The organism is Stenotrophomonas sp. Steno-Z1 (assembly GCF_056393175.1).
The window spans coordinates 1,275,684-1,300,616 of sequence record NZ_JBWJPB010000001.1; the positions used below are offsets into that span (position 1 = coordinate 1,275,684).

Annotated in this window: 27 protein-coding genes; 16 read left to right on the forward strand and 11 right to left on the reverse strand. The window is 68.2% G+C overall.

The window, feature by feature from the left end; genetic code table 11:
* Positions 1-19: 19 nt before the first annotated feature.
* Positions 20-2,077: a TonB-dependent receptor domain-containing protein gene (locus AC06FD_RS05630; protein WP_478077216.1), complete on the reverse strand. Its 2,058-nt coding sequence runs from the start codon at positions 2,075-2,077 to the stop codon at positions 20-22.
* A 281-nt stretch (positions 2,078-2,358) separates the two neighbouring features.
* On the opposite strand from AC06FD_RS05630, the gene AC06FD_RS05635 reads away from it, so the two are divergent.
* The gene (locus tag AC06FD_RS05635; protein WP_259202829.1) at positions 2,359-2,592 is read left to right on the forward strand and encodes a hypothetical protein; all 234 of its coding nucleotides are present in this window, start codon (positions 2,359-2,361) and stop codon (positions 2,590-2,592) included.
* Positions 2,593-2,604: 12 nt separating this feature from the next.
* A complete protein-coding gene (locus tag AC06FD_RS05640) occupies positions 2,605-2,817 on the forward strand; it encodes a CPCC family cysteine-rich protein (RefSeq protein ID WP_478077217.1) in 213 nt (70 codons plus the stop codon).
* An 82-nt stretch (positions 2,818-2,899) separates the two neighbouring features.
* Here AC06FD_RS05640 and AC06FD_RS05645 read toward each other — a convergent pair whose 3' ends face one another.
* The gene (locus AC06FD_RS05645; protein WP_478077218.1) at positions 2,900-3,592 is read right to left on the reverse strand and encodes a type 1 glutamine amidotransferase domain-containing protein; all 693 of its coding nucleotides are present in this window, start codon (positions 3,590-3,592) and stop codon (positions 2,900-2,902) included.
* 106 nt (positions 3,593-3,698) lie between these two features.
* The gene (locus AC06FD_RS05650) at positions 3,699-4,304 is read right to left on the reverse strand and encodes a TetR/AcrR family transcriptional regulator (protein ID WP_478077219.1); all 606 of its coding nucleotides are present in this window, start codon (positions 4,302-4,304) and stop codon (positions 3,699-3,701) included.
* A gap of 193 nt (positions 4,305-4,497) precedes the next feature.
* Between AC06FD_RS05650 and acuI the strand changes: the two genes are divergently transcribed.
* Complete coding sequence (gene acuI / locus AC06FD_RS05655) at positions 4,498-5,484, forward strand: acrylyl-CoA reductase (NADPH) (protein WP_259202825.1); 987 nt, start codon at positions 4,498-4,500, stop codon at positions 5,482-5,484.
* Between the two features lie 32 nt (positions 5,485-5,516).
* Here the strand turns inward: acuI and AC06FD_RS05660 are convergent, their stop codons facing one another.
* The gene (locus AC06FD_RS05660; protein ID WP_478077220.1) at positions 5,517-6,830 is read right to left on the reverse strand and encodes an acetamidase/formamidase family protein; all 1,314 of its coding nucleotides are present in this window, start codon (positions 6,828-6,830) and stop codon (positions 5,517-5,519) included.
* Between the two features lie 127 nt (positions 6,831-6,957).
* On the reverse strand, positions 6,958-8,022 hold the full coding sequence (locus tag AC06FD_RS05665; RefSeq protein WP_259202823.1) for an SDR family oxidoreductase: 1,065 nt from the start codon (positions 8,020-8,022) through the stop codon (positions 6,958-6,960).
* Between the two features lie 86 nt (positions 8,023-8,108).
* Between AC06FD_RS05665 and AC06FD_RS05670 the strand changes: the two genes are divergently transcribed.
* Positions 8,109-8,489 (forward strand): winged helix-turn-helix transcriptional regulator, encoded by a 381-nt coding sequence (locus AC06FD_RS05670; protein WP_478077221.1) that lies wholly within the window; start codon positions 8,109-8,111, stop codon positions 8,487-8,489.
* 44 nt (positions 8,490-8,533) lie between these two features.
* Positions 8,534-8,812 carry a hypothetical protein gene (locus tag AC06FD_RS05675; RefSeq protein WP_259202821.1) on the forward strand — a complete coding sequence of 93 codons (279 nt, stop codon included), beginning with the start codon at positions 8,534-8,536 and terminating at the stop codon, positions 8,810-8,812.
* Positions 8,813-8,818: 6 nt separating this feature from the next.
* Here AC06FD_RS05675 and AC06FD_RS05680 read toward each other — a convergent pair whose 3' ends face one another.
* On the reverse strand, positions 8,819-9,520 hold the full coding sequence (locus tag AC06FD_RS05680) for a LytR/AlgR family response regulator transcription factor (protein WP_259202820.1): 702 nt from the start codon (positions 9,518-9,520) through the stop codon (positions 8,819-8,821).
* Positions 9,508-11,211, reverse strand: coding sequence for a histidine kinase (locus tag AC06FD_RS05685; RefSeq protein WP_478077222.1), 1,704 nt, complete (start codon positions 11,209-11,211; stop codon positions 9,508-9,510). Before AC06FD_RS05685 ends, AC06FD_RS05680 begins: the two co-directional genes overlap by 13 nt.
* A 149-nt stretch (positions 11,212-11,360) precedes the next feature.
* On the opposite strand from AC06FD_RS05685, the gene AC06FD_RS05690 reads away from it, so the two are divergent.
* Positions 11,361-12,869 carry an alpha/beta hydrolase gene (locus AC06FD_RS05690; RefSeq protein ID WP_478077223.1) on the forward strand — a complete coding sequence of 503 codons (1,509 nt, stop codon included), beginning with the start codon at positions 11,361-11,363 and terminating at the stop codon, positions 12,867-12,869.
* A gap of 41 nt (positions 12,870-12,910) precedes the next feature.
* On the opposite strand, the gene AC06FD_RS05695 is transcribed toward AC06FD_RS05690, so the two are convergent.
* A complete protein-coding gene (locus AC06FD_RS05695; protein ID WP_478077224.1) occupies positions 12,911-14,209 on the reverse strand; it encodes a PDDEXK-like family protein in 1,299 nt (432 codons plus the stop codon).
* Positions 14,210-14,478: 269 nt separating this feature from the next.
* Between AC06FD_RS05695 and AC06FD_RS05700 the strand changes: the two genes are divergently transcribed.
* The 3 genes from AC06FD_RS05700 to AC06FD_RS05710 are packed head-to-tail and all read left to right on the forward strand — an operon-like array spanning position 14,479 to position 15,585.
* Positions 14,479-14,817 carry a hypothetical protein gene (locus AC06FD_RS05700; protein ID WP_394162154.1) on the forward strand — a complete coding sequence of 113 codons (339 nt, stop codon included), beginning with the start codon at positions 14,479-14,481 and terminating at the stop codon, positions 14,815-14,817.
* A complete protein-coding gene (locus AC06FD_RS05705; RefSeq protein WP_478077225.1) occupies positions 14,814-15,173 on the forward strand; it encodes a hypothetical protein in 360 nt (119 codons plus the stop codon). Before AC06FD_RS05700 ends, AC06FD_RS05705 begins: the two co-directional genes overlap by 4 nt.
* Positions 15,160-15,585, forward strand: coding sequence for a hypothetical protein (locus AC06FD_RS05710; protein WP_478077226.1), 426 nt, complete (start codon positions 15,160-15,162; stop codon positions 15,583-15,585). Before AC06FD_RS05705 ends, AC06FD_RS05710 begins: the two co-directional genes overlap by 14 nt.
* Positions 15,586-15,595: 10 nt before the next feature.
* Here AC06FD_RS05710 and AC06FD_RS05715 read toward each other — a convergent pair whose 3' ends face one another.
* Positions 15,596-16,960, reverse strand: coding sequence for an aminotransferase-like domain-containing protein (locus AC06FD_RS05715; protein WP_478077227.1), 1,365 nt, complete (start codon positions 16,958-16,960; stop codon positions 15,596-15,598).
* A 226-nt stretch (positions 16,961-17,186) separates the two neighbouring features.
* Here AC06FD_RS05715 and cyoA point away from each other — a divergent pair, with 226 nt between their 5' ends.
* Genes cyoA through AC06FD_RS05745 form a run of 6 tightly spaced genes read left to right on the forward strand, consistent with a single transcriptional unit; the run spans position 17,187 to position 22,140 of the window.
* Positions 17,187-18,128, forward strand: a complete 942-nt coding sequence (gene cyoA / locus AC06FD_RS05720) for a ubiquinol oxidase subunit II (protein ID WP_478077374.1) — start codon at positions 17,187-17,189, stop codon at positions 18,126-18,128.
* 2 nt (positions 18,129-18,130) lie between these two features.
* Positions 18,131-20,110 (forward strand): cytochrome o ubiquinol oxidase subunit I, encoded by a 1,980-nt coding sequence (cyoB, locus tag AC06FD_RS05725; RefSeq protein ID WP_478077228.1) that lies wholly within the window; start codon positions 18,131-18,133, stop codon positions 20,108-20,110.
* Positions 20,107-20,745 (forward strand): cytochrome o ubiquinol oxidase subunit III, encoded by a 639-nt coding sequence (cyoC, locus tag AC06FD_RS05730; protein ID WP_478077229.1) that lies wholly within the window; start codon positions 20,107-20,109, stop codon positions 20,743-20,745. The genes cyoB and cyoC overlap by 4 nt, the downstream gene beginning before the upstream one ends.
* The gene (cyoD, locus tag AC06FD_RS05735; RefSeq protein ID WP_478077230.1) at positions 20,742-21,095 is read left to right on the forward strand and encodes a cytochrome o ubiquinol oxidase subunit IV; all 354 of its coding nucleotides are present in this window, start codon (positions 20,742-20,744) and stop codon (positions 21,093-21,095) included. The genes cyoC and cyoD overlap by 4 nt, the downstream gene beginning before the upstream one ends.
* Positions 21,092-21,574: a copper chaperone PCu(A)C gene (locus AC06FD_RS05740; RefSeq protein WP_478077231.1), complete on the forward strand. Its 483-nt coding sequence runs from the start codon at positions 21,092-21,094 to the stop codon at positions 21,572-21,574. The genes cyoD and AC06FD_RS05740 overlap by 4 nt, the downstream gene beginning before the upstream one ends.
* Positions 21,571-22,140, forward strand: a complete 570-nt coding sequence (locus AC06FD_RS05745; protein WP_478077232.1) for an SCO family protein — start codon at positions 21,571-21,573, stop codon at positions 22,138-22,140. Before AC06FD_RS05740 ends, AC06FD_RS05745 begins: the two co-directional genes overlap by 4 nt.
* 115 nt (positions 22,141-22,255) lie before the next feature.
* On the opposite strand, the gene AC06FD_RS05750 is transcribed toward AC06FD_RS05745, so the two are convergent.
* Positions 22,256-23,089: a class I SAM-dependent methyltransferase gene (locus AC06FD_RS05750; RefSeq protein WP_478077233.1), complete on the reverse strand. Its 834-nt coding sequence runs from the start codon at positions 23,087-23,089 to the stop codon at positions 22,256-22,258.
* A gap of 78 nt (positions 23,090-23,167) precedes the next feature.
* Between AC06FD_RS05750 and AC06FD_RS05755 the strand changes: the two genes are divergently transcribed.
* Positions 23,168-23,602 carry a MerR family transcriptional regulator gene (locus tag AC06FD_RS05755; protein ID WP_478077234.1) on the forward strand — a complete coding sequence of 145 codons (435 nt, stop codon included), beginning with the start codon at positions 23,168-23,170 and terminating at the stop codon, positions 23,600-23,602.
* On the opposite strand, the gene AC06FD_RS05760 is transcribed toward AC06FD_RS05755, so the two are convergent.
* Complete coding sequence (locus AC06FD_RS05760; RefSeq protein WP_478077375.1) at positions 23,556-24,827, reverse strand: Nramp family divalent metal transporter; 1,272 nt, start codon at positions 24,825-24,827, stop codon at positions 23,556-23,558. The genes AC06FD_RS05755 and AC06FD_RS05760 overlap by 47 nt on opposite strands.
* Between the last annotated feature and the right edge of the window lie 106 nt (positions 24,828-24,933).

The window sequence follows — 24,933 nt, forward strand, 5'->3', positions numbered from 1 at the left end:
GCGTGCGTGGCAGCGGCGGTCAGAACCGCGCGGTGGCGCCCAGGAAGAACGTGCGGGCGCCGCCGTCGTAGTTGTTGCCTTCCTCGATGGTGGATACGTCGCCCAGGTTGAGCACGCCCGCGCGCAGGGTCAGGTGCTCGTTGACGTCCACGCCGGTGACCAGGTCCCAGGTCGTGTAGGCCTTGGCGAAGGTGGCGCTGGTGGAGGACACCAGCTGCTCGCCGATGTGCTGTGCGCTGAGGTTCAACGACCATGCGTCGGTGACCTGCCAGTCCAGCGAGGTGTTGGCGGTGAGCTTGGGCACCACCAGCAGGCTCGCACCGGTGGTGCGGTTTTTCGATTCCAGCATGCGGGTGGCGTTGGTGGTCCAGGTCAGGCGCTCATGCAGCGGCACGGTCACGCTGGCTTCCACGCCCCGGGTGCGGGCCTTCTGGATGTTCTGCGCCACCGTCCACCAGAAGCCGTTGACGAAGCTGGTGCTCTGGCCCGGGATGTCGCGCAGCGGCACCTGCTGGATCTTGTCGTCGAAATCGGTGAGGAAGTAGGTCGCCGAGGCCGCCCAGCCATTCTTGTCCAGGCCCAGGCCCAGCTCGTAGTTGGTGCTGGTTTCCGGCTCCAGGTTCGGGTTGCCGGCCATGTAGCAGCCGGTGGTGCCATCGGCGCTCACCGAGCGGTTGGTCCAGCCTTCCACGGTGAGTGCGGTGCAACCGTTGCCGCCGGACTGGGTTGCCGCACCGGCGGTGCCCTGCTTCAGGGTGGGGGCACGGAAGCCCTTGGAAACGCCGCCGCGCACCGTCCACGCATCGGCCGGGTGCCAGACGCCGTAGAGGCGCGGGCTGAGGTTGTCATCGTAGTTGTCGGTGTTGTCCCACCGCAGGCCCACGGTGAGGACGAAGCGCTCGTGCAGGGTGATGTGGTCCTCGGCAAACAGCGCCCAGGAATCGGCCTCGCTGGTCGGGCTGATGCGCCCGCTGCCGGTCCAGGTCACCGGCACGGTACCGATGGTGTCGCGGTTCTCCAGCTCCTCGCGCTTCCACTGCCCGCCCACGTTGAGGCTCTGCTCGAAACCCCAGTGGAAGCTGCGGGTGAACGCGGTATCGAACACCGTCTCCTTGGCGTGGTTGCCGACCGTGCTGCCCTTGTCTTCGTAATCGTTCTGCACCAGCGTGGTCCTGGAGGTGGACGCATCGCCGTAGCGGCCATCGTGGGTGGCCACGTAACCGGTCTGCACCAGCTTGGACAGGCCCCATGCACCGACCGCGCCGGCACCGCTGTTGCGCTGCTCGCCACGCGAGGCCTCGAAGCCCACCGTGTGGTCATCGTTGATGCGCCAGTTGAGCCGCGCGTTGGCGTTCTCGGCCTTGCTGCCCGGGGTCTGCCGTGCACCGGTGTCGGATTCGCGGTTGGTCACGTTGGCGCCGACGCGCAGGCCCAGGTTCTCGGTCAGCGGACCACTGAACAGCGCGCCCATCTGGGTGGTGTCGCCGCGCGTGTCCGAATCGGGTTTGCTGTAGTTGAAGGTGACCGAGCCACCCCAGTGATCGGCGATCTTGCGGGTGATGATGTTGATCACCCCGCCCATCGCATCGGACCCGTACAGCGAGGACATCGGTCCACGCACCACCTCGATGCGCTCGATCATGTCCGGGGAGAGCCAGTTCAGATCCTGCGGGCCGAGGTCGTCGCGGTAATTGACGCCCGCGGAATTGCCCTGGCGGCGGCCGTCGATGAGGATCAGGGTGTACTGCTCGGGGAGCCCGCGCAGCTTGATCTTCGATTGCGCCCCGGACAGCGCATAACCGCCGGTCACGCCGGGCACGGTGCTGAGCAGCTGGCCGATGCTGGTGACCGGCTTGCGCTCGATCTCCTCGCGGGTGATCACGCTGATGCTGGCCGGGGCATCCTTGATCCATTGCTGGGCGCCGGTGGCGGTGACCACCACGGTGTCCATCTGCTTGGCCGAGGCCGCATCCGCGCTGGCGTCGGCGTGGGCCTGTGCGCTGAGGGCCAGGCCGATGGCCAGGGCCAGGGCGCTGCCGGAGCGGTGGGAGGCGAGGGAGGGGGAGGGGAACAACATCGACGCAGTACTCCTTGGGTAAGGGGGTCCGCTGGCGATGGCTGGGACGTCCATGTGGGGAATTTCAGAATCCGTTAACAATTGTAATGCAATCCATTCGCATTTGTAACATTCGGATACGTGACGCCCTCCACCGCGTCGGCGCGTGTCCACGATTCAGGCAGATGAGTTGAAGATGCGGTCGTGGCGGCGAAGACCCGGACGCGTTGTCGCGAATGCAGCGTCAGCGATAAGATCGCGCGGCGGGGGCCGTGCCCCGGAGCGCAGCGCAGGGAGTGCGAATGCCGATCGACGAAGTGACCGGGAGTGTCGTTGGCGGCATCCTGCGCCTGGTGGCGTGGCTGTTCTTCGACGTCTTCATCGAGATCGTCATCCAGGGCACCGGCTACCGGATCCTGCGCTGGGTGCGCCCCGAAAAGACGCCGTCCGATGCCGCCTGCACGCTTGTCGGCCTGGTGTTCTGGCTGGCCATCGCGGCCGGTACATTCGCCGTAGTGCGTGCAACGTTGCGATAGCATGGCGCCACCATGACCTCGATCAACGCCACTACGCCGCTGCTGCCGTGTCCCTGTTGCGGGCACCGCGGCCTGCTGGAGGCCGGCGGCTACGAGATCTGCAGCCGCTGCGCATGGGAGGACGACCCCAGCCAAGCCGCGCAGCCCGACATGGCCGGCGGCGCCAATCGCATGAGCCTCCATGCCGCGCGCCAGGCGTGGGCGCGCGGCGAACCGGTGGCCTGAAGCACAGGCGATCACGCGGGTGCGTGTCGCTGCCGTGGTGTCGCCAGGCAGGGCAACCGCGCGCCCTGCCTGGCGGACCGGGTCAGGCCTGGTCGCTGCCGCCCAGCTGCTTCACCAGCGCCGCGGCGGTTTCCGCCGACGAGGACGGGTTCTGCCCGGTGATCAGCAGCCCATCGCGGACCACGTACGAGCCCCAGTCCGGGCCCTTCGAATACTCACCGCCGGCCGCCTTGAGCATGTCTTCGACCAGGAACGGCACCACGTCGGTGAGGCCGACGCCGGCTTCTTCGCTGTTGGTGAAGCCGGTGACCTTCCGGCCCGCGACCAGCGGCGTGCCCTCGGCGGTGGTGACATCGCGCAGCACGCCCGGGGCGTGGCAGACCAGGGCGACCGGCTTGTTGGCGGCGAGGAATGACTCGATCAGCGCGATGGAATGGCGGTCATTGGCCAGGTCCCACAGCGGGCCGTGGCCGCCGGGGTAGAACACCGCGTCGAAGTCGGCCGGGTCCACGCTGTCCAGGCGCACGGTGCTGGCCAGTTGTGCGGTCGCGTCGGCGTCGGCCTCGAAGCGGCGGGTGAGGTCGGTCTGGAAGTCCGGCTCGTTGCTCTTCGGGTCCAGCGGCGGCTGGCCGCCCTTGGGCGAGGCCAGCACGAGCGTGGCGCCGGCGTCCTTGAAGGTGTAATAGGGCGCAGCCAGTTCTTCCAGCCAGAAACCGGTCTTGCGGCCGGTGTCGCCAAGCTGGTCGTGCGAAGTAAGGACGATGAGGATCTTCATGCGGGTGCTCCTGGGAGGTTGTGAGTAGACCGGTCGTCTACTCTGGGGGCAAATCAAGGGAACGCAGTACGACGTGTGCCGGCAGGAATGCGCCGGGTCTGGCGGGTCAAGCGGCGGGGGGGACGATCTGACGGGTGGTGGCCAGCGCGGCATCGAACGGCTGGGCGGAGCGGACGATCTTGACCATGATGCTGGCGCCCAGCCACAGCTGGTACAGGCTCTGCGCCACCGTAGCGGGGTCGTCGTGGAGGTGCAGTGAGCCCTCGGTGGCGCCGGCCTGGAGTGCGCCGGCCAAGCGGGTGACGATGCCGGCGGTGCCGCGCTGCAGGGCCGCGCGCATGCTGGCCGAGAGGTCGGCCACTTCGGCGCCCAGCTTCACGGCCAGGCACTTGCCCTGGCAGTCGTCGAAGGACTGGTTGGCCCGCCAGGCGTCGAAGTAGGCATCGAGCTGCTGCGCCTTGGTCAGGCCCGGCAGGCGGAAAATGCGCTCCATGTCGGCCAGGTAGGCCGCAAAGTAGTCCTCGAGCAGGGCCTCGCCGAAGGCCTCCTTGGAGCCGAAGTAGTGGTAGAACGAGCCCTTCGGCACGCCCGCGGCGCTGAGCACCTCGTTCAGCCCGACCGCCGAGAAACCCTTGCCGCCCATGATGCGTTGGCCGGTCGCAAGGATCCTGTCGCGGGCGTCGGTGGTGTCAGGCGCGGATGCGGAGTTCATGGGGGCTACTCTACGCCGGATTAGACCGGTCGTCTAGTGGCTCGACGTCCCCGGTGTGCCGGGGCATCGAGGTTGCGGTGACGGCGGCCACGTCGCGGCCGCCAGCGGGCCGGTCGCGGCATCCGCAGGACACTGCGACTGGATGCCACCGCGCTTTCCGCGCACAGTTGATTCTCCCGCACCGGAGATTGGCATGACGTTCAAGGCACTACTTGCGACCAACAATGGCGATTCGATCAGCACCCGCCAGGTGGATCTGGACGACGCCGACCTGATGCCCGGCGAGGTGACGATCGCGGTCGAGTACTCGACGGTGAACTACAAGGATGCGCTGGCCCTGTCGGGGCGCTCGCCGGTGATCCGCACGTTCCCGATGATTCCCGGCATCGACCTGGCCGGTGTGGTGGAACGTTCCAGTCACGCCGGCATCGTGCCCGGCGACCGCGTGCTGCTGAATGGCTATGGGCTCAGCCAGACCCACCATGGCGGCTATGCGCAGCGGGCGCGGGTGCCGGGCAACTGGCTGGTCAAGGTGCCCGACGCGTTCAGCACGCGCGATGCGATGGCCATCGGCACCGCCGGGTATACGGCGATGCTGTCGGTGCTGGCGCTGGAACACGGTGGCCTCACGCCTGCGCACGGCGACATCCTGGTGACCGGCGCCAATGGCGGCGCCGGTTCCATCGCCATCGCGCTGCTGTCCGGCCTGGGCTATCGCGTGCTCGCCTCTACCGGCCGGCTGGAAGAGGCCGACTACCTCAAGGAACTCGGCGCGGCCGAGGTGATCGACCGGCACACGCTGTCCGAGCCGGGCGCGCCGATCGGCAAGGAGCGCTGGGCCGGTGCCATCGATTCGGTCGGCAGCCACACGCTGGCCAACGTGCTGGCGCAGACGCGCTACCGCGGCGTGGTGGCCGCGTTCGGGCTGGCCCAGGGCGCGGACCTGCCGGGCTCGGTGCTGCCCTTCATCCTGCGCAACGTCACCCTGGCCGGCATCGATTCGGTCAACGCACCGCTGCCGGTTCGGCAGCAGGCCTGGGCCCGCCTGGCGACGGACCTGGACCTGGGCAAGCTGGCCCGCACCACGCGGGTTGTCGGGCTGGCCGAGGTGCCGGCGGTGGCCACGCAGGTGCTGGAGGGCAAGGTGCAGGGCCGCACGGTGGTCGACGTCAACGCCTGACGCTGCCGCACCCGGCGGTGTTCGGCGCGCGCCTAGTCCTTGGCGACGGGCGCCGCCGGCGGCAAGGTTCGCAGCACGGCCTTGTCCAGCTTCGCCGCCACGCCCACGCTGCGCCCGGCCAGATTGGCCACGCTGTACTGCACGGCCACGCCGAGCACCTGGGTGGCGTCGGACACACTCAGCCCGTAGCCCTGGCGCAGCCACTGCAGCATGCCGGCGGTGGCCACGCGCAGGGCGTCGTCAGTGGAACCGGCCTGGCCGAGGGTCATGATCTGGGTAGGTGATTCGACCCGTGGGGTAACGATCGACTGGCGTTTCACCAGCGCCACCTTCACCTCCACGTCGAGCGAGGTTTCCAGCGCCCACTGCGTGGTTTCGCCGTCGCCCTGCAGTGCATGCCCGTCGCCCAGGTAGAGCAGGGCGCCGGGTTGCTGCACCGGCAGGTACACGGTGTTGCCTTCCACCACGGCATTGAAATCCATGTTGCCGCCGAAGTCGCCGGTATCGCCGGTGGAGAACGGCGGATAGCCGAAGCCGGGGGCGACGGCCAGGCCGCCCAGCATCGGCTTGACCGGCACGTCGAAGCGTTTGAGCGCAGCACTCGGGTCCTTGGGGCGTGCTACCCCGCGGGCGCGATCCAGTTCCCAGCGTACCGGCTTGCCCAGCGCGGTGGTGTCGGCCGCGACGCGCGCGGTCTTCAGCCGGCTTACGATGCCGTCCAGGCTGTCGGCGTAGTCGCGGTTGAGCTTCAGCGATGTCAGCGTGACCGCCAGCGTGTCGCCCGGCTCGGCGCCGGCCACGAAGAACGGCCCCACCTGCGGGTTGCCGAACAGGGCGCGGGTGACGCCGTGCTCGTCCACGCCGCCGGAATCGAGCGTCCTGGTCGCCACCGAATCGCCGGGCTGGATGACCAGCACGGGCGCGCGGTCGGCACTGAAGGTGTTGGAATACCCGGTGGGCGTGAACACATGCCGCTGTGCCGTCGCCTGGGTGCGCGCGGGCACCTTCCATGCGCTGAAAGCGTGCTGTGCACGCGCGGCACGGTTGTTGGTGTCCGGCTGGTCGCTCTGGCCCTGCATGCGCGCAGCGTCGATGCGCCCGCTGTAGCGGTAGACCTGCCCATCGCTGCCGGTGGCGGTGAACGCCAACGCGTGGTCGGCCAGCGTGCCGCGGATCGGGTCGCCATCGAGCGTGCCGCTGACCGCTGTTCCCTGCACCTCCAGGTGCAGGGTCTGATACTGGGTGTTGCCCCACAGATCGGTGGCCACGATCCATTGATCGGCCGCACACACGTTCAGCGGCAGGGCCGCGATCAACAGCGACGACACTTTCCAGGCCCGGGTCATGGCGAGCGGCTTCGCGGCATGCCCCTGGGGGCGATGGCCGCAGCCTAGCCGGTGGCGGCCGGGCCGCCACAGTGTCGAAGGTAACCTGGGCGGGATGCCGCGCTGCCGGTGATGGGCAACCAACGCCTCAGGGAATCAGGCGCTGCGCGCGAAGCTGTGCGAACAGCGCGAAGAACGCATCGTCGCTGGGCTGGTAGTCGAGGAAGCCCATGCGCCGGCTCTTGGACATGTCGGTAAGGACTTCCAGCGGCCGGCCCAGGTCGGCGTCGGTATGCCAGGGCGACACCAGCCGGTGGATGTCCGTCTCGGCCAGGCCGTGCTCGGCGGCCAGGGCCGACCACGCGCCGGCGTCGTCGGCCATCTGCGCTTCCAGCGGCCGCGGCTCGCCCGCGAACGGCGCCGGTTCCAGGCCGAACCAGTCGGCGATGCGGCCCCACATCCACGACCAGCGAAACACGTCGCCGTTGACCACGTTGAAGGCCTGGTCGGCCGCGGCCGGCGTCTGCGTGGCCCACAGCAGGTGCCGGGCCAGCACGCCGGCGTCGGTCATGTCGGTCAGCCCGTTCCATTGCGCGGACGAACCGGGGAACTGGAACGGGCGGCCGCTGCGCTTGCACAGCGAGGCGTACACCGCCAGCGTCGTCCCCATGTTCATCGCATTGCCGACCGCCGCGCCGATCACCGTGTGCGGGCGGTGCACGCTCCAGTGGAAGCCGTCGCGCGCGGCCGCGGCGAATACCTCGTCTTCCTGCGCATAGTAGAAGTTGTCCACCGCCAGGCGTGGCTGTTCCTCCCGGAAAGGCGTCTGCGGCAACGCACCCTGTGCATACGCCTCGAAGGGCCCGAGGTAGTGCTTCAGGCCGGTCACCAGCGCCACGTGGCGCACCGAGCCGGCCGGACGCACGGCGTCGAGCAGGTGCCGCACCATGGCCGCGTTGACCCGGATGTTCTCGGCCTCGTTGGCCTGCCGCGACCAGGTGGTGATGAACACATGGGTGGGCGCCAGCCCGGCCAGGGCCGCCGCCGTGGCCGGCGCGTCGCGCAGGTCCGCCGCGACCGCGCCCACCCCGCGGGGCAGGAGACCGGCATTGCGCGCCAGCCCATGTACCTCCCAGCCCGCGTCCTGCAACTGCCGGACCAATGCGCTGCCGACGATGCCGGTTGCGCCCACTACCAGTGCCTTGTTCGTCACGCTGCCGCCTTTGCATCTGAAATCAGGCGCACACAGTAGGATAGGTGCGTACGCCTTGAAAGAAGGCACCAAATGGTAACCAGGCGATGAAAACCGGCAGTCCGGAAGATGAATGGCGCGAAGACTGCGAGCCGCGGCGGGTGCTGGAGCTGTTCAGCACCAAGTGGACGTCGATGGTGCTGCACACCTTGGCGGTTCGCCACGGCGGCACCGCGCGCAGCAACGCCTTGCACCGCAGCCTGCCGGCCATTTCGAAGAAAATGCTGGTACAGACCCTGCGCGAGATGGAGGGCGCGGGCATCGTGCTGCGGACCGAATACCCGACCGTACCGCCGTCGGTGGAATACGCGTTGACGCCCCTCGGCGTGCAGCTGGTGGAGCCGATCGAGCTGATCTACGACTGGGCGCGGCGCAACGCGGGGGCGCTGGACGCCCTGCAGCCGCGGGCGACGTCGCGGCGGCGCTGAGGTATATTCGCCCCCCTTTTTTGCGCCACCGCCGGACCTTCTCGATGAGCACCCCGAAAAAGCAGTATTTCAAGCACTGGGCGGAGTCCGACCTGGGCCAGGGCAACGTCTACATCGAAGCGGTGGGCGAGGTGATCGTGCGGCAGGTGGAGATGTACCGCAGCCTCACCACCTGGGCCGACAAGACCGGCCAGAGCGATGCGCGCTTCCTGCTGGCCGACCAGCCGCTGTCCTGGTTCGACCTGGATTCGGACGACGGCATCACCGCGAGCGAGTTCGAGGCCGCGTGGAAGAAGGCCAAGGCCGCAACCACGGGCGGCTGAGCGCGCTCAGCCCAGCGCCAGCGCGTCGCGCAGCGCCGCCAGGTGCGCGCGGCCGACGGCCAGCTCGGTGCCGTCGTTGAGCAGCAGCCAGTAGCGGCTGCCGGTCGCGGCATGCAGGCTGCGCACGTGGCGCAGGTTGACCAGGTGGGAGCGGTGGCAGCGCACGAAGTCGGGCGGCAGCACCGCGCCGAGGCTGGCCAGCGACTTGTCGTGCAGTTCGCAGCGGCCATCGCGCAGGTGCAGTTCGCTGTAGTCGCCGTCGGCGCGGATCCACTGCACGTCGGCCAGCTCCACCACCGCCGTGCCCTGCGCGCGCCAGATGCCGAGGTAGCGCGCCGCACCCGCGCGCACGTGCCCCACCTCCAGCAGTCGCGCCAACGCGGCCTGCAGGCGCTCGCGTGAGAAGGGCTTGGGCACGAAATCCAGCACGCCGTGCTCGAACGCCTGCAGCGCACGGTCGCGATGGGCCGACACCACCACGCAGTGGTAGCGCCCCGCAACGGCGCGGCGCAGCAGCTCGAAGCCGTCTTCCCCACCCAGGTTGAGATCCAGCAGCAGGCCGTCGTAGACATTGCGCTGGAGCCGGTCGCCGGCGTTCTCCAGGTCGGCCACCGCATCGAAGCGGGCCCGGCTGCCGGCCAGCTCGCTGCACAGGCGGAGCAGGCGCTGGCGCACGAGCAGTTCGTCCTCGACGATCAGGATGCGCATGGCAGCTCCATCCGGCTGCACCAGTCCGCGCCATCGGGCCCCTGCACGAACCGCCAGCGGCCCGGCCACGCCGCCGCCAGGCTGGCTTCGATGTAGGCCGTCCCCGTGCCACGCCCACGATGCGCGGCCACGCCCTGCGCGCTACGCAGTTCCAGCACCCAGCACGGACCGTGCCGCTGCACGCGCAGGCGGAACGGATGCTGCGCACAGGCCGGGGCGCCGGCGTGGGTGAGTGCGTTCTCCACCTGCGCATGCAGCACGCCCGGCGGCAGCCACAGACCGGCAGGGTCGGCCTCGACCTCGAAGCCGATGTGTTGCTCCATGGCCATGCCGACGATGTCCAGGTGGTTGCGGCACAGGGCCAGTTCGTCGTCCAGCGTGACGCTCGACTGGCTGCTGCTGTCGCGCAGGCGGTCGAACTGCTCGGCCAGCGCCTCGACCAGGCGGCTGGCCCGCAACGGTGCCTGCTCGATCAATTCCTGCAGGCAGGTGAGGGTATTCATCAGCCAGTGCGGCTGGATGCCCCGTTGCAGCAGTTGCAGCGCAAGGCGCGCGCGCTCCTCGCGCAGCAGCGCGTTGTGCTGGTCCAGGGCGCGCAGTTGGGCGGCGTGGCGCACCAGCAGGAACCCCATCAGCACCGCCAGGAACAGGAAGTAGGGGCCATCCAGGAAGACGCCGCCGAGCAGCGGAATGGCCAGCGCGCCGGCGACGACCAGCGCCAGGATCGGCCAGCGTTCCTCGCGCTCGCCGCGTGCACGCAGCAGCAGTGCGACCGAACCGAGCAGGCTCAACAGCAACAGCGCGGCCCCGCGGTTGTCGAACCCGGGCACCCAGGCAATCACGACGAGTAGTGCGGCCAGATAGGCGATGCGCACGCTCGCCGGCAGCGCCACGCCAAAGCGGCGCGCGAGGTATGCTGGCAACAGCACCGCCGCGGCAAGATGCAAGGCCTGCAATGCCAGCAGGCGCGGGCCGTGCCACGGGTAGGCATAGCCGAGCAGGGGGCGCCAGCCTTCCAGTACCGGCAGCGCCAGGCCCACCGCCCCCAGGGCCAGCAACAGGCGCGCGCCGGGCACCGGTGCCCGGCCACGCTGGGCGGCCAGGAAATACAGGCAGGCCGCGCCGAGCGCGCCACCCGCGAACGCGGCGATCAGCCACGGCGTCAGCCGGTACCCGTAGATCGACGCGATGGGCCCCACCGCAAGGACCGCATCGGCGCTGGCCAGGCGCGGCCACTGGTGCTGGCTGGACGCAAGCACGACCAACGCATCGTCGGCCGTGCCGGCCACGGCTGGCAACATGCGCAGGACGTCGATCTGGCCGGGTCGTTCCTGCGCGGCGGTGCGCCCCACCACGCCGTTGGGAGGCAGCGGTTGTCCATGCCAGTAGGGCTGGCTGGCGGCGCGCAGCGACAGCCGCACGGCAGCGTCGCCCGTCCGCGCCGCCGAGGTTGCCGGCAGTTGCCAGCGCAGCCAGTACGGCCCCCGCCAACCTGCGAGGGCGCGTTGATCCAGCGCTTGCCAGGCGATGTCGCGCGGTGGCGTCGCGGGGACGCCGTCGCCGATCGTGGCAGGGGCCATGTCCGTGGCGGCCAGGTAGATCGTTCCCGTCGGCGGTGCCACCGCCCACAGCCACGCGGCGACCGCGACAAGCAACACGGCGAAGGCGGTCAGGGTGCGGAGGATGTGCATGCGCCCATCCTATCGGCTGCGTGGAGACAGTGGTCCCCCGCTGGGAGCTGTTCGGCAGGCCGGCGTGACATCCGCGCAGCGGCGGCAGTGATGCTGGAGGCACCGGCCCACCTCGGCCGGTCCCACCCCTGCCATCCCTGGAGCCTGCCATGACCCTTCCATCCCTGTTGAAGACACATTTCGTCCACCCGCGTCTGCAGGCCGGGCTGGTCGCCGCGTGCGTGGCGTTCGCCGCCACGACACCGGCTCTGGCAGGCGAGGGCGCGGCGCCGCTGGTATTTGAATCGTATGCCTTGGAGACGCAGGCGCACGGCACGATCGCGGCCGAGGCGGCCTATCTGGAGGTGCCACGCCGGCACGCGCAGCCGGACGGACCGCGCATGCGCCTGCGGGTGGTTCGGCTGCGCGCCACCGGTGGCGACGGCCGCGCCGCGCCGGTGGTGTACCTGGCTGGCGGGCCCGGCGGTTCGGGCATCGGCACCGCACGCGGGCCGCGTTGGCCGGTGTTTGACCAGGTCCGGCGCGAGACCGACGTGCTGCTGCTTGATCAGCGCGGCGCCGGCCAGTCCGAGCCGCCGCCGGCGTGCCCGCATTCGCACACCTTCGAGGATGCGCAGCCGATCCAGCGCGAGGCCACGCTGACGGCCCTGCGCGACACGGCCGCCCGTTGCGTCGCGTACTGGAAACAGGCCGGCGTCGACCTGGGCGCTTACACCACGGCGGAAAGCGCGGGCGATATCGATGACCTGCGCCGAGCGTTGGGTGTGCGCAAGCTGAGCCTGTGGGGGATGAGCTATGGCACCCATCTGGCACTGGCCACGGTGCGCCTGCACGGGGCAGGCCTGGAGCGGGTGGTGCTGATGGGCAGCGAAGGGCCGGACGACACGTTGAAGCCCCCGATGGCGGCCGACGCGTTGTTCGCGCAGCTGGGCGTGCTCGCGGCAGGGGCCGGGTTCGATGACCTCACCGGCGCGGCACGCCGCGTGCTGGCCACGCTGCGCGGGCAGCCACAACAGGCGCGCAGCCTGGTGAAACCGGACAGGCAGGTGACCTTGGGCGCGTACGACCTGCAACTCGCGCTGGCGGCCATGCTGGGCCGCCGCACCACCCAGCAGTGGATCCCGTTCGCCCTGCGCCAGGCCGAACGGGGCGACTACCGCCCGTTGGCCGACATCGTGCTGTTCCTGCGCGGCGAGCTGGGTGTCTTCGGGGCGATGCCGCTGTCGATGGACGTGGCGTCCGGGCAGAGCCCGCAGCGCCGCGCCCTGGTCGAGCAGCAGGCGCGCCGCAGCCTGTTCGGCGATGCCTTGAACTTCCCGTTCCCGGCCCTGGCCGATGGGCTGGGCCTGGTCGACCTCGGCGAGGACTTTCGTGCTCCGCTGCGCAGCGATGTGCCGGTGCTGTTCATCAGCGGCACGCTGGACGGACGCACCCCGCCGGCCAATGCCGAGGCGCTGCGGCCGGGATTCAGTCACAGCACCTCGCTGCTGGTTCGCGGGGCCAGCCATGACAACGAAATGTGGCTGGGCAACCCGGCGATCGCCGCCACCATCGCCACCTTCCTTGCCGGCGGTGAAGTGCACGATGCGGAACTGGCGTTGGCGCCGCCGGAATTCGTGACCAGCAACGAGGCACTGCTGGCGTCATTCCCGCGATGAAGGGTGGAGTGCAATACCAGCCGATTCCCTCGGATGCGTCGTCAGCGTAGCGCGCCGATCTCTTCGTTGAGTTCCCTCATGTACTGGACCGCCTCGTTGGCTGCCTTGGCTGGCGAGAGCGGTTCGGAACGACGCAGTGCATGCCAGCCACTATCGCGATTGCGTGCGCCGATGCCGTATTTGCTTCGCAGGTTCGCAGAGACCTCAAGCAGCCGACCCCGCATTTTGGTACTCACATTGGCGAACTGTATCCAACTGACGATGCGGAATTTGTCCTCCACGATCCGGACGTTAATTCCCGCTGCCCAAAGATACTCCGTCGGATTCTCTTCGGGAATATCCAGCAGTCGGGTCCAGTCCTTGCGGGTGAACGATGTCACGACGCGGCGCGGCTCCGATTCCAGATCCGGGAAGGCCGCCAACAGCTCGGTCGAAAACCGCGCGAACTGTCTCTGGCGAATGCACTTGTCCCAGATTGCCGGTCCGCGGCAATACAGCTGGAACAGTCTGACCGTCGCTTTGGCTTCTATGCTGGCTCCTCTGGTCGCCGTCAAGGAAGCGAGTTGTGCGGCCCGCAGGCTGGTGGCGTTGTTGCTGAAGAGGGTCTGCATCTCGCCCAACGTCTCTGCGTAGTTACTGGCGACCTTCGTGATAAGCGTTGCAAGCGGACTACTGGAAGACGATTCTTCGTCCGCGTCCTGAATGATCGTCCTGAACTGGCCCAGGGTGCTCTTCACTTCAGGGGACAGCCAGTTCATGCGCTCTGCGTCCGCGAGAAACTCCGTGAGCCAGTCGTATCCTACAGGTAGCCAGCGGTCATCACTTGGAGTGGCTTCGTTGCTGTCCAGGAAGATGCGGACGCCGCGATAGGAAGGAAACAACTTCTTCAAATGCGTGCTGTAGGACTTGGTTTGATCCTTGCCTTCCCTGGCGCCAAACTTGTTCTCGACTGCGATGTAGAGGCGGGCAACGGGATCGATCGCCAGGATGTCGACACTGCACTTTTTGCCATTTCCATTGCTTACATCGGCTTCCGTGGTGACGATCATCGACGAAAACGAATTCGTTTGGACGCTGGATGCGGAGAGGAAGCGGCGATCATTGGGGGACAGGCATGCTGCCTGCTCGCTCTGGCCGGCACGGGTCAGTAGGGACTTGATCATCCTGTCGCTGAGTCCGTGTCCCTGGCTTGGGTCCAGCAGCCAGGCAACGAACCGTGACACGTGGACCTCTCGTGGAAAGCAGATCTGCAGAGGCTCCGCCTTGCATGAAAGTGCCAGCATGCGCTGCACATCTGCATCGGCGTAGATGTCGTTGACCATTGATTCCATGTCTGCCATGACGCTCCTTTTCGTTCTGCGTGAAGTTTTCATCGCCAGGCAACACCATCGGCGCGTCGTCCGGAATCTTGAGTGTGTCTTGCGGGTTGGAAGCAGGGCCTTGTCGGCGTGGCGGCAGCGCCTGTAGAGTCGGCTCTCGCCGCCATCGGATCCGGTGCGGCAGGGAGCCGGTATCGCCCCGTGCGGACGGCAATGGAAAAGGAATGTCCAGGCCGGGGCCGCAGCGCGGACCGGCGGGGAACAGGCGCGCTGCGCCAAGGGGGCTTGGGATGGCGATTCTCGGTTTCTTCGTGGTGTTTCTGCTGTGCATGGGCCTGGCAAAGGCCGTCAACGCGATCCGTGGCAGGCTGACCGTCAATGGTGCGGCGATCCATCTGCTGCTCACCCTCGTCTTCGCCGTCTACATGGTGGTAAACGCGGTGCGCGCGGACCTGCCACCGGCCGCTTTCGGCTATGCGCTGGGGTACACGCTGACGCCGGCGCTGCTGGTGGGCGCGCTGGCCGCGTTCTTTTTCTTCAGATTCCGGGCCGACAAGGCCGACCAGGCACGGGTTCATCGGTTGCGCGAGCAGCGCCTGCGCGCCGATGCGGATCAGGCCGCGCAATGAACAGCCAGCAGTTTGTCGCCGCGCTGGAAGCGTACGTGCAGGATGCGGCGACGGACGCGACGATCAGCGTCCTGCAATCGCCACCGGGAAGACGACCGCCGCAGGCGCGTCGCGAACGCTCTGCGTGGTACAACGGCTTGTCGGCACAGGACCAGGCGCAGGTGCGCAGCGTGGTGGCCGAGGCCACTGCAACGACCTTGTTCGGCATGCTGGCAGTGCTGGACGGGGCGCGCGTGGTCGACGATGAGAAGGGCAGGTTCGAGCTGTTCCACACGGGCCATGAACGGACGCTTCTGAACCCGGACGGCATCGACCTGCACGATCTGTTGCGCAGGGCTGACGATGAAACTGGGTGAGCTCACTGCCTTTGGCCATAACGTGGCCGACTCGCTGGCCAGCGGCCTGTGCTTCATGATCGGCTTTTACACGCTGGATATCTTTGCGGAGGCCGCAGCGTCCCGCGAGGGCGAAATCGTGGTGAATTTTCTGACAGGGGAGACCGCAGGCAGCCCGGCCTCGGCCGAGGTGAAGCAAGCCGTCGGCCAGTTCGCACAGCGACTGCCCGAACTGGCGTCGCGGCACGGTCTGGACATCGGCCAGATCCGGGTTCTCTCCGCACGTTTCGGTACCGACAGAGTGGCAGGCCCGCATTTCCAGGTGACGGTGGAGACCGCGGACGGTCGCCGCTCCATGGACCAGTACGTGGGCAATCCGGGCAGGCGTTACAGCCGACCGCGACGATCTCGCGTCGCACCCGTAACCGACTGACAGCGCCGGCCTACACCGTCCAGCCGCCCTGGCCGGCGGCCACATGCATCAACTGGTCCAGCTGGCGCAGCGCCCGGTGCAGTTCCTGCCGGCTCGCTGCCGCCCCCAGCGAGATCCGCACCGCGTCCTGGATGGCGACCCCGTCCGGGGTGAACGCCGACGACGAGGCGATGCCCAATCCCTGCAGCCGCGCCGCATGGGTGAGGCTGGCGGCGGTCCACTGTGGCGGCACGCGGCACCATGCGTGCACGCCGGCGCAGTGTTGCAGCAGCGTCGGCGACAGTGCCGACTTTGCCAGGTAGCGGCGCTCGGCCGCTTCGTTCTGCACCAGTGTGAGCAGCGCGGTGGCCGAGCCATCCAGGATCAACTGGGTGACCAGGGCATTCATCAACGGCGGCGCCATCAGGTTGACCGCGCGCAGCGCGTCCAGCATGCCCTGGCGTGACACGCCGTCGGGCAGGTGGACGAACGCCGTGTGCAGGCCCGGGCTCAGGCACTTGGACAACGTGGCGATGTAGCACGTGTGCTGCGGCGCCAGCCGGGCGAGCGGGGCAGGGGCATCGTCGACCAGCAGCCAGTACGGGTCGTCTTCGATGAGGCGGAGGTCCTGTGCGCGCAGGACCTCCGCCAGCTGCGCCCGGCGCGCGTCGGGCACGGTATGGGCGGTGGGGTTCTGCGCGGTCGGGTTGAGGTACACCACCTTCGCCCCGCTCGCGCGTGCCTGCCGGCGTAGTGCATCCGGGCGCATGCCGTGCTCGTCGCACGCGACCACCTGCAGCGTGCGTTGCAGGACCCGCGCCGCATGCAGCAGGCCGGGATAAACCAGCGGTTCGCACAGGATCGTGTCGCCGGCATCGGTGAGCGCCAGCAGCAGCGCCGACAGCGCGGCCTGTGCGCCTTCGGTCACCACCAGCCGATCGCTGTCCACCTTGCCCAACATCGGCTTGAGCCACTGCTGCGCGGCCAGATGATCGGCGCGGCTGCCGCCGCCGACGTGGTAGGTCATCAGGTTGCCGGCGTCGCTGCGCGTGAGCACCGTGGACAGGCCACGCCGCAGCATGTCGGCCACCTCGCCACCAGGCGGGGGCGGCGGCAGGTTCATGCTCAGGTCCACCACCTGGTCCAGCGCCACCGTGGGCGGGGCAATGAAGGAACCCAGGGGGCCGCGTGCGTCGACCAGCCCACGCTTGCGTGCTTCGGTGAACGCACGGGTGACGGTGGTCAGGTCCACACCCAGCGCGGTGGCGAGCGCGCGCTGGGCGGGCAGGCGGGCGCCGGGGCGCAGCGTACCGGACCAGACCGCGCGCTCCAGCGCCTGCACGATACGCAGGTAGATCGGCCCGTGGCCATCGGCGATGAGGGTGTTCCACTGCATCGGCGCATCTTACGCCCGCACCGGTCGGCGGCTGCGACAGTGTGTCGCATCATGTAGGGATCATGTCGTTGCCTAACGTACGCGGCTGCGGCGGGCACCCCCCATGCATATCGGTCATGCAGGGGGGTGTTCGCCACTTCTCATGATCCGGGCCACAGGGCCCGGCACTGCGTTGGAAGGGCCGACCCGCATGAACCCCGCTACACAACACGCTCGCCGCACCACGCTGGCCGGTAGGGCCCGCGCCGCACGCTGGTTGGGCACGGCAGCGCTGCTGCCGCTGCTCACCGGGTGCAGTTCGCTGGAACTGTTCAACCCCATGGGCAGCATCGCCGAGCAGGAGATGCAGCTGATCCTGGTCTGCACCGGGCTGATGCTGCTGGTGGTGATCCCGGTGATCCTGCTCACGCTGTACTTCGCCTGGCGCTACCGCGAGGGCAACACCGCGGCGACCTACGCGCCGGACTGGTCGCATTCCACCGCCATCGAGGTGGTGATCTGGACCATCCCGTGCCTGATCATCGTGGTGCTGGCGGTGCTGATCTGGAAGAGCACCCACGCGTTGGACCCGTACAGGCCGATTGCATCGGACAAGGCGCCGCTGCGCGTTGAAGTGGTGGCGTTGAACTGGAAGTGGCTGTTCATCTACCCCGATCACAACGTGGCCACGGTCAACGAGCTGGTGATGCCAGTGGATACGCCGGTGGCGTTCAAGCTGACCTCCGAGTCGATGATGAACGCCTTCTTCGTACCGCAGCTGGGCAGCATGGTCTACACCATGGCCGGCATGCAGACCCGCCTGCACCTGATCGGGCACACCCCGGGCACCTATGCCGGGATGTCCTCGGCCTACAGCGGCGCCGGCTTCTCGGACATGAAGTTCCCGGCACGGGTAGTCACCGACGCCGATTTCGCCCGCTGGCTGGCGCAGGCCCGCAGCAGTGGCGACCACCTCGGCGCCACCCGCCTGGCCGAACTGGAGACGCCTACCCACGGCTCGCCGCTGCTTCGTTTCAGTGCGGTGGATAGCGGGTTGTTCGACAGCATCGTGCGCCGCCACGGCGGCATGCCCGATGACGAGATCTGCCTGCCGGGCGAAGCCCCGGGGGCGAAAACCCAACTCGTGAGCCTGGCCGCGCCTGCCGCCAGCCGTACCGCGGAGAACTGATTGTGCTTGGAAAGTTGAACCTCGAAGCGATTCCCTACCACGACCCGATCATCATGTCGGCGCTGGCCGGGTCGCTGCTGCTGGGCGCGGCGATCATCGCGGCGATCACCTACTTCAAGAAGTGGGGCTACCTGTGGACCGAGTGGATCACCTCGGTGGACCACAAGAAGATAGGCGTGATGTACATCCTGCTGGCCCTGGTCATGCTGGTGCGCGGCTTCGCCGATGCGCTGATGATGCGCGCCCAGCAGGCCATCGCGGCCAACGATGCCGCCGGCTACCTGCCGCCGGAACACTACGACCAGATCTTCACCGCGCACGGGGTGATCATGATCTTCTTCGTGGCGACCCCGCTCATCGTGGGGCTGATGAACATCGTGGTGCCGCTGCAGATCGGCGCGCGCGACGTGGCGTTCCCATTCGTCAACTCGCTCAGCTTCTGGCTGTCGGCGGTAGGCGCGGTACTGGTGATGCTGTCGATGTTCGTCGGCGATTTCGCCGCCACCGGCTGGGTGGCCTATCCGCCGCTGTCGGGCATCCAGTACAGCCCGACGGCGGGCGTGGACTACTACATCTGGTCGTTGCAGGTTTCCGGCATCGGCACCACGCTGACCGGCCTCAACTTCATCGTCACCATCCTCAAGATGCGTGCGCCGGGCATGGACCTGATGAAGATGCCGGTGTTCACCTGGACGGCGCTGATCACCAACATCCTGATCGTGGCGATCTTCCCGGTGCTGACCGCCACACTCGTCCTGTTGAGCATGGACCGCTATTTCGGCATGCACTTCTTCACCAATGACGCCGGCGGCAACGCCATGATGTACGTCAACCTGATCTGGATCTGGGGCCACCCGGAAGTCTACGTGCTGATCCTGCCGTGCTTCGGCGCGTTCTCGGAGATCATCGCCACGTTCTCGGGCAAGCCGCTGTTCGGCTATCGTTCGATGGTCTACGCCACCTGCTCGATCGGCGTGCTGTCGTTCTTCGTCTGGTTGCACCACTTCTTCACCATGGGCTCGGGCGCGAACGTGAATGCCTTCTTCGGCATCATGACCTCGATCATCTCCATCCCGACCGGGGTGAAGCTGTTCAACTGGCTGTTCACCATGTACCGCGGCCGCATCCGCTACCACTCCTCGACGATGTGGACGATCGGCTTCATGGTCACCTTCGCCATCGGCGGCATGACCGGCGTGATGCTGGCGATCCCGGGGGCGGACTTCGTGCTGCACAACAGCCTGTTCCTGATCGCGCACTTCCATAACGTGATCATCGGCGGGGTGGTGTTCGGCTGTCTGGCCGGCATCACCTTCTGGTTCCCGAAGGCGTTCGGTTTCACCCTCAACGAGCGCTGGGGCAAGGTCTCGTTCTGGTGCTGGCTGGTCGGCTTCTACCTGGCCTTCATGCCGCTGTACGTGCTGGGCTTCAAGGGCATGACCCGGCGCATGAACCATTACGCGGTGGAGGGTTGGCAGCCGTGGTTGATCGTGGCCGCCATCGGCGCACTGGTGATCGCCGCCGGCATCGCCGCGATGTTCATCCAGTTCTATGTGAGCGTGCGCGACCGCAAGGCCAACCTGGACCTCACCGGCGACCCGTGGAACGCGCGCAGCCTGGAGTGGGCCACCGCGTCGCCGCCGCCGTTCTACAACTTCGCCACATTGCCCGCGATCACCTCGCTGGAACAGCACTGGGACGACAAACAGCACGGCCGTGCCTGGCAGCGCCGGGACAGTTACGAGGACATCCATATGCCGCGCAACACCGCCGCCGGCGTGGTGATCTCCGCGTTCAGCCTGGTGCTGTGCTTCGCCCTGGTCTGGCATATGTGGCTGCTGGCCGCGATTGGCCTCGTAGGCGCGATCGCCACCTTCGTACTGCGCTCGTATGACCGTGACGTGGACTACTACGTGCCCGCCGCCGAGGTGAAGCGCATCGAAGACGCGTACTTCGCGAAGCTGGAAGGAGCCAAGGCATGAGCGGCGATACCCTGACCGCTGCCACGCAGCACGCACAGCTCGCGGCCGGTCACCACTACCCTGCCCACGAGCACCACGACGAGGGCAACAAGACCGTCGTCGGGTTCTGGATGTACCTGATGGGCGACTGCCTGATCTTCGCGGTGCTGTTCGCCACCTTCGGCGTGCTGCTCAGCGGGACGGCCGACGGCCCCAGCGGCAAGGAACTGTTCAAGCTCGGTTTCGTGCTCTCCGAAACGGTGGTGCTGCTGCTCAGCAGCTTCACCTTCGGCCTGGCGATGCTCGGCATGCAGGCGGGCAGGCGCAACCGGGTGGTGGGCTGGCTGGCCGTGACCGGCGTGCTCGGTGCGGTCTTCATCGGCATGGAGCTGTACGAGTTCGCCGAGCTGATCCATGAAGGCGCCACACCGGATGTGAGCGCCTACCTCTCGGCGTACTTCACGCTGGTGGCCACCCACGGCCTGCACGTCACCTTCGGCCTGCTGTGGCTGGCCATCATGATCCACCAGGTGCTGACCTTCGGCCTGGACGGGATCGTGCGCCGCCGCCTGGCGTGCCTGAGCCTGTTCTGGCACTTCCTGGACCTGATCTGGATCTGTGTGTTCACCTTCGTCTACCTGCGGGAGTTTGTATGAGCGCGAGCACGCCTGATGCCGATCACGGTGGCGGCCACGCCACGCTGAAGGGCTACATCCTCGGCCTGCTGCTGTGCCTGGCCCTGACCGGCGCCTCGTTCGGCGTGGTCATGACCGATCTGCTCCCGCAGCCGCTGCGGCTGACCGCCATCGTGGTGCTGTGCGTGGTGCAGCTGGTGGCGCAGCTGGTGCTGTTCCTGCACATCGGGGCAGGGCGCAGCCAGCGCGAGAACACCGGCATCTTCCTGTGCACGGCGTTCCTGATCGCCATCGTGGTGGCCGGATCGCTGTGGGTGATGCACAACGCCAACCTCAACATGATGCCGATGCAGATGTCGGGCACGCCATGAGCCGCTCATCCCGCGCAGCCCTGCTGGCCGGGCTGCTGCTGTCCTCCCCGGAGATGCCGGCGGTGGCTGCGGCCGCGCAGGCCCCCGCCACGCCGACGGTGTCGGTCAGCGATCCCTGGGTCCGCCTGCCACCGCCAGCGGCGAATGTGGCCGCCGGGTATGTGCAGCTGCATAACGGCGGCGCTGAGGACCGGCTGCTGTCGGCGGCGTCCCCGGCGTTTGCCGAGGTACAGATCCATGCCATGCGCATGGACGGTGACGTGATGCGCATGCAGGCGCTGCCCGACGGCCTGGCCTTGCCGGAGCGCCAGAGCGTCGCGCTGCAGCCCGGGGGCTACCACCTGATGCTGCTCAAGCCGCGGCGGCCGTTGTCGGCGGGGCAGGCGGTGCGGATCACGCTCCAGTTCGCCCGCAGCGCACCGCAAGGGGTGGACTTCAGCGTGCGTGATGGGCTGGTGCCGCACGGAGCGGCGAAGTGAGGCGCTGGCTGGCCGCGGGTATCGTGACGGCGGCGCTGCTGGCCGGTTGCGCCGATGGCGCGGCGCCGGTGATGGGCCAGGCGGCCCTCGAGGCGGTCACGCTTGCGAGCAGCGACGGGCGCACGCTTGCGATCCGTGACCTGCAAGGCAAGCCGACGCTGCTGTTCTTCGGCTTCACCCATTGCCCCGAGGTGTGCCCGCTGAGCCTGGTCAAGGCGGTGCAGATCAAGCGGCGGCTGGGCCCTGCGGCGGAACACCTGCAGGTGGCCTTCGTCACCGTCGACCCGCAGCGCGATACGCCGGCGCACCTGCGCGAGTATCTGGCGGCCTTCGATACGACGTTCCTGGGCCTGGCCGGCGACGAGGCCGGTACCCGCGCCATCGCCGAGAGCCTGGGCGTGAGCTATCGGCGCGTCGGCGAAGGGGACCTGGCAACGTTCGAGCACACGGCGTCGTGGTTCCTGCTCGGTGCCGACGGGCGACTGCAGGACGTCTATGGCTACGCCATGAGCGAGCAGGCCATCGTTGACTCGCTGCGGCGACGCCTGGCGGTGACCGGCGGCTGACCCGGCCAACGGCCACGGCCCGGGGGAATGCGCTGCCATGTGCCTGCTCGCGCCGACCTCGTCGGCGCTGCAGCGGATCGGCACGCTGACGGCCCGGCGCTGATTCCACCGTCGCTCACCTTGCCCGGGCCCGCACGTCCCAGCAGGCGGCAGTGAACGTCACGCAATCGCCGTCCAGGAACGGCTCGAACGCACGCAGCACCGCGTCGAGCACGTGGGTTCGGATGTGCGCAGCAAGGGCGCCGTTGCGCAGTGCGCTTCCCACCGGTCCCAGCAACGAGACGTACGTGGCCAGATCCGCACGGTCGATGCGGCACACGGCATCCAGCGGCAGCAGCTCGACATCCTCCCAGCCGGCGTCGCCCAGGATCTGCTCGACCCGGGCCTGATCGGCAAACGCAAACTGACCCGGTGCGCCGGGCTGGCGCGGTGGCAACGCCACCCAGGGCAACGCGGCGCGCTCGGCGGTGGTCATGAAGGCATTCTCCTCGGCCCCGCGCCAGGCCAGCGCCTGCAGCACCGCGCCGCGCCTGGCGGCGTGCCGTAGCTGGCCGAACGCCTGTACCGGGTCATCGAAGAACATCACGCCGAAGCGCGACACGATCCGGTCCAGGCGCCCCGGGGCGAACGCGTGCCGCTGCGCGTCGGCGACGAGGAAGTCCACCGCCAGCCCGGCGCGCTGCGCGCGCTCGCGCGCCAAGGCGATCATCGGCGCGGAGATGTCGACCCCGGTGACGCGTGCTCCCGGACCCAGGCGCGCGGCAATTCCCATTGCCACCGCGCCGGTGCCGCAGCCCACGTCCAGCACCTGCGCGTCGGCGCCCGCCGCGAGGCTGTCGAGCAGGTGGCTGGCCAGCGGCGCGAACATCTGGTCGAGAATGCGCTGCGCTTCCACCCATGCCTCACCGGCCGGGCCATTCCATAACGCGTGCTGCGAGGTATCGGTCATTGCGTGGCTCGGTCCGGGCTTGCCAGTGGGATGGGAAGGTCGCACTGTGGCACTTCAAGTGGGCTTGAGGTCAAGCGGATGCAGGAACTGGATATCGGCGAGGTGGCGCGACGGGCGGGGCTGGCCCCATCGGCCCTGCGGTATTACGAGGAAAAGGGCCTGATCCGCTCGGTGGGCCGGCGCGGGCTGCGCCGCGTGTTTGCCGAGGAGGTGATGGAGCGCCTGGCGCTGGTCGCGCTGGGCAGGGCGGCGGGACTCTCGCTGGAAGAGATCGGCGCGATGCTCAGCGCTGACGGTGGCACCCGCATCGACCGCGCACGCTTGGCGGCCCGGGCCGATGCGCTCGACCAGGGCATCGCCCGGATGACCGCGATGCGCGACGGCCTGCGCCATGCCGCCGCCTGCCGCGCGAGCAGTCACCTGGCGTGCCCGCGTTTCCGTGCCTTGATGCGCCGGGCCACGCCGCTCAGCCACGGCCCACGTCCACCAGCAGCTTCACGTTCAACACGATGATCAGCCCGCCGATCAGCCAGGACATCACGATCAGCCAGCGTGGCGCCACCAGCGCGCCCATCCTGGCCTTGTCCGACACGAACCGTACCAGCGGCACCACCGCGAACGGCAGCTGCATCGAGAGCAGCACCTGGCTCAGCACCAGCAGGCGTGCGGTGCCTTGCTCGCCATAGATGGCCGTGACCACCACCACCGGCACGATCGCGACCCCGCGGGTGATCAGGCGCCGCGCCCACGGCGCGATCCGCAGCCGCAGGAAACCTTCCATCACGATCTGGCCGGCCAGCGTCGCGGTCACGGTGGAGTTGATGCCCGAGGCGAGCAGGGCGACGGCGAACAACGTCGAGGCCAGCCCGATCCCCAGCATCGGCGCGAGCAGCTCGTAGGCCTGCTCGATCTCCTGCACGTCGGTCCGGCCATGCGCATGGAACACCGCCGCGGCCAGGATCAGGATGGAGGCGTTGATGAACAACGCCAGCATCAGGGCGATGGTGCTGTCGGTCACCGCCCAGCGCAGCGCACTGCGGCGACCGGCATCCGTGCGCGGGTAGGCACGGGTCTGCACGATGGACGAATGCAGGTACAGATTGTGCGGCATCACGGTGGCGCCGATGATGCCGATCGCCAGGTACAGCGCCTTGGGATCGGTCACCACCTGCGCGTGCGGAATGAACCCGGCCAGCACCGCCTGCAGCGGCGGGGCGGCGATGAAGATCTGAATCGCAAAGCAGCTGAAGATCACCAGCAGCAGCGCGATCACGAACGCTTCGAGTGCGCGGAAGCCACGGTTCATCAGCAGCAGCACCAGCACCACGTCCACGGCGGTGATGATCGCGCCAGCCAGCAGCGGGATGCCGAACAGCAGCTTCAAGGCGATCGCCGTGCCGATCACTTCGGCCAGGTCGCAGGCAATGATCGCGATCTCGCACAGCAGCCACAGGCCCAGATTGACCGGCCGCGAATAGTGGTCGCGGCACGCCTGGGCCAGATCGCGCCCGGTCGCGATGCCCAGCCGCGCCGACAGCCCCTGCAGCACGATCGCCATCAGGTTGGAGAGCAGGATCACCGAGAGCAGCAGGTAACCGAACTGTGCACCGCCGGCGATGTCGGTGGCCCAGTTGCCGGGGTCCATGTAGCCGACGGAGATCATGTAGCCGGGGCCAAGGAAGGCCAACAAGCGGAACCACCAATGGCCGCCGGTGGGCACGGCGACGCTGGCGTTCATCTCGCCCAGGCTGGGGCTGTGGCTGTCCGGGGACGGCAAGGCGGGGGAAGTGTCGGGGCGGCGTTGGATGTCCACGGCCGCAATATAGCAGAGGCTATGTTATCAA

Coding starts and splice junctions, on each gene's coding strand:
- cyoC (WP_478077229.1), top strand. CDS start 20,107: ATGAGCGGCGATACCCTGACCGCTGCCACGCAGCACGCACAGCTCGCG.
- cyoD (WP_478077230.1), top strand. CDS start 20,742: ATGAGCGCGAGCACGCCTGATGCCGATCACGGTGGCGGCCACGCCACG.
- AC06FD_RS05715 (WP_478077227.1), bottom strand. CDS start 16,960: ATGCAGTGGAACACCCTCATCGCCGATGGCCACGGGCCGATCTACCTG.
- AC06FD_RS05640 (WP_478077217.1), top strand. CDS start 2,605: ATGACCTCGATCAACGCCACTACGCCGCTGCTGCCGTGTCCCTGTTGC.
- AC06FD_RS05690 (WP_478077223.1), top strand. CDS start 11,361: ATGACCCTTCCATCCCTGTTGAAGACACATTTCGTCCACCCGCGTCTG.
- AC06FD_RS05710 (WP_478077226.1), top strand. CDS start 15,160: ATGAAACTGGGTGAGCTCACTGCCTTTGGCCATAACGTGGCCGACTCG.
- AC06FD_RS05695 (WP_478077224.1), bottom strand. CDS start 14,209: ATGGCAGACATGGAATCAATGGTCAACGACATCTACGCCGATGCAGAT.
- acuI (WP_259202825.1), top strand. CDS start 4,498: ATGACGTTCAAGGCACTACTTGCGACCAACAATGGCGATTCGATCAGC.
- AC06FD_RS05650 (WP_478077219.1), bottom strand. CDS start 4,304: ATGAACTCCGCATCCGCGCCTGACACCACCGACGCCCGCGACAGGATC.
- AC06FD_RS05740 (WP_478077231.1), top strand. CDS start 21,092: ATGAGCCGCTCATCCCGCGCAGCCCTGCTGGCCGGGCTGCTGCTGTCC.
- AC06FD_RS05750 (WP_478077233.1), bottom strand. CDS start 23,089: ATGACCGATACCTCGCAGCACGCGTTATGGAATGGCCCGGCCGGTGAG.
- AC06FD_RS05635 (WP_259202829.1), top strand. CDS start 2,359: ATGCCGATCGACGAAGTGACCGGGAGTGTCGTTGGCGGCATCCTGCGC.
- AC06FD_RS05685 (WP_478077222.1), bottom strand. CDS start 11,211: ATGCACATCCTCCGCACCCTGACCGCCTTCGCCGTGTTGCTTGTCGCG.
- AC06FD_RS05645 (WP_478077218.1), bottom strand. CDS start 3,592: ATGAAGATCCTCATCGTCCTTACTTCGCACGACCAGCTTGGCGACACC.
- AC06FD_RS05755 (WP_478077234.1), top strand. CDS start 23,168: ATGCAGGAACTGGATATCGGCGAGGTGGCGCGACGGGCGGGGCTGGCC.
- AC06FD_RS05760 (WP_478077375.1), bottom strand. CDS start 24,827: ATGAACGCCAGCGTCGCCGTGCCCACCGGCGGCCATTGGTGGTTCCGC.
- AC06FD_RS05670 (WP_478077221.1), top strand. CDS start 8,109: ATGAAAACCGGCAGTCCGGAAGATGAATGGCGCGAAGACTGCGAGCCG.
- AC06FD_RS05700 (WP_394162154.1), top strand. CDS start 14,479: ATGGCGATTCTCGGTTTCTTCGTGGTGTTTCTGCTGTGCATGGGCCTG.
- AC06FD_RS05630 (WP_478077216.1), bottom strand. CDS start 2,077: ATGTTGTTCCCCTCCCCCTCCCTCGCCTCCCACCGCTCCGGCAGCGCC.
- AC06FD_RS05680 (WP_259202820.1), bottom strand. CDS start 9,520: ATGCGCATCCTGATCGTCGAGGACGAACTGCTCGTGCGCCAGCGCCTG.
- AC06FD_RS05705 (WP_478077225.1), top strand. CDS start 14,814: ATGAACAGCCAGCAGTTTGTCGCCGCGCTGGAAGCGTACGTGCAGGAT.
- AC06FD_RS05675 (WP_259202821.1), top strand. CDS start 8,534: ATGAGCACCCCGAAAAAGCAGTATTTCAAGCACTGGGCGGAGTCCGAC.
- AC06FD_RS05660 (WP_478077220.1), bottom strand. CDS start 6,830: ATGACCCGGGCCTGGAAAGTGTCGTCGCTGTTGATCGCGGCCCTGCCG.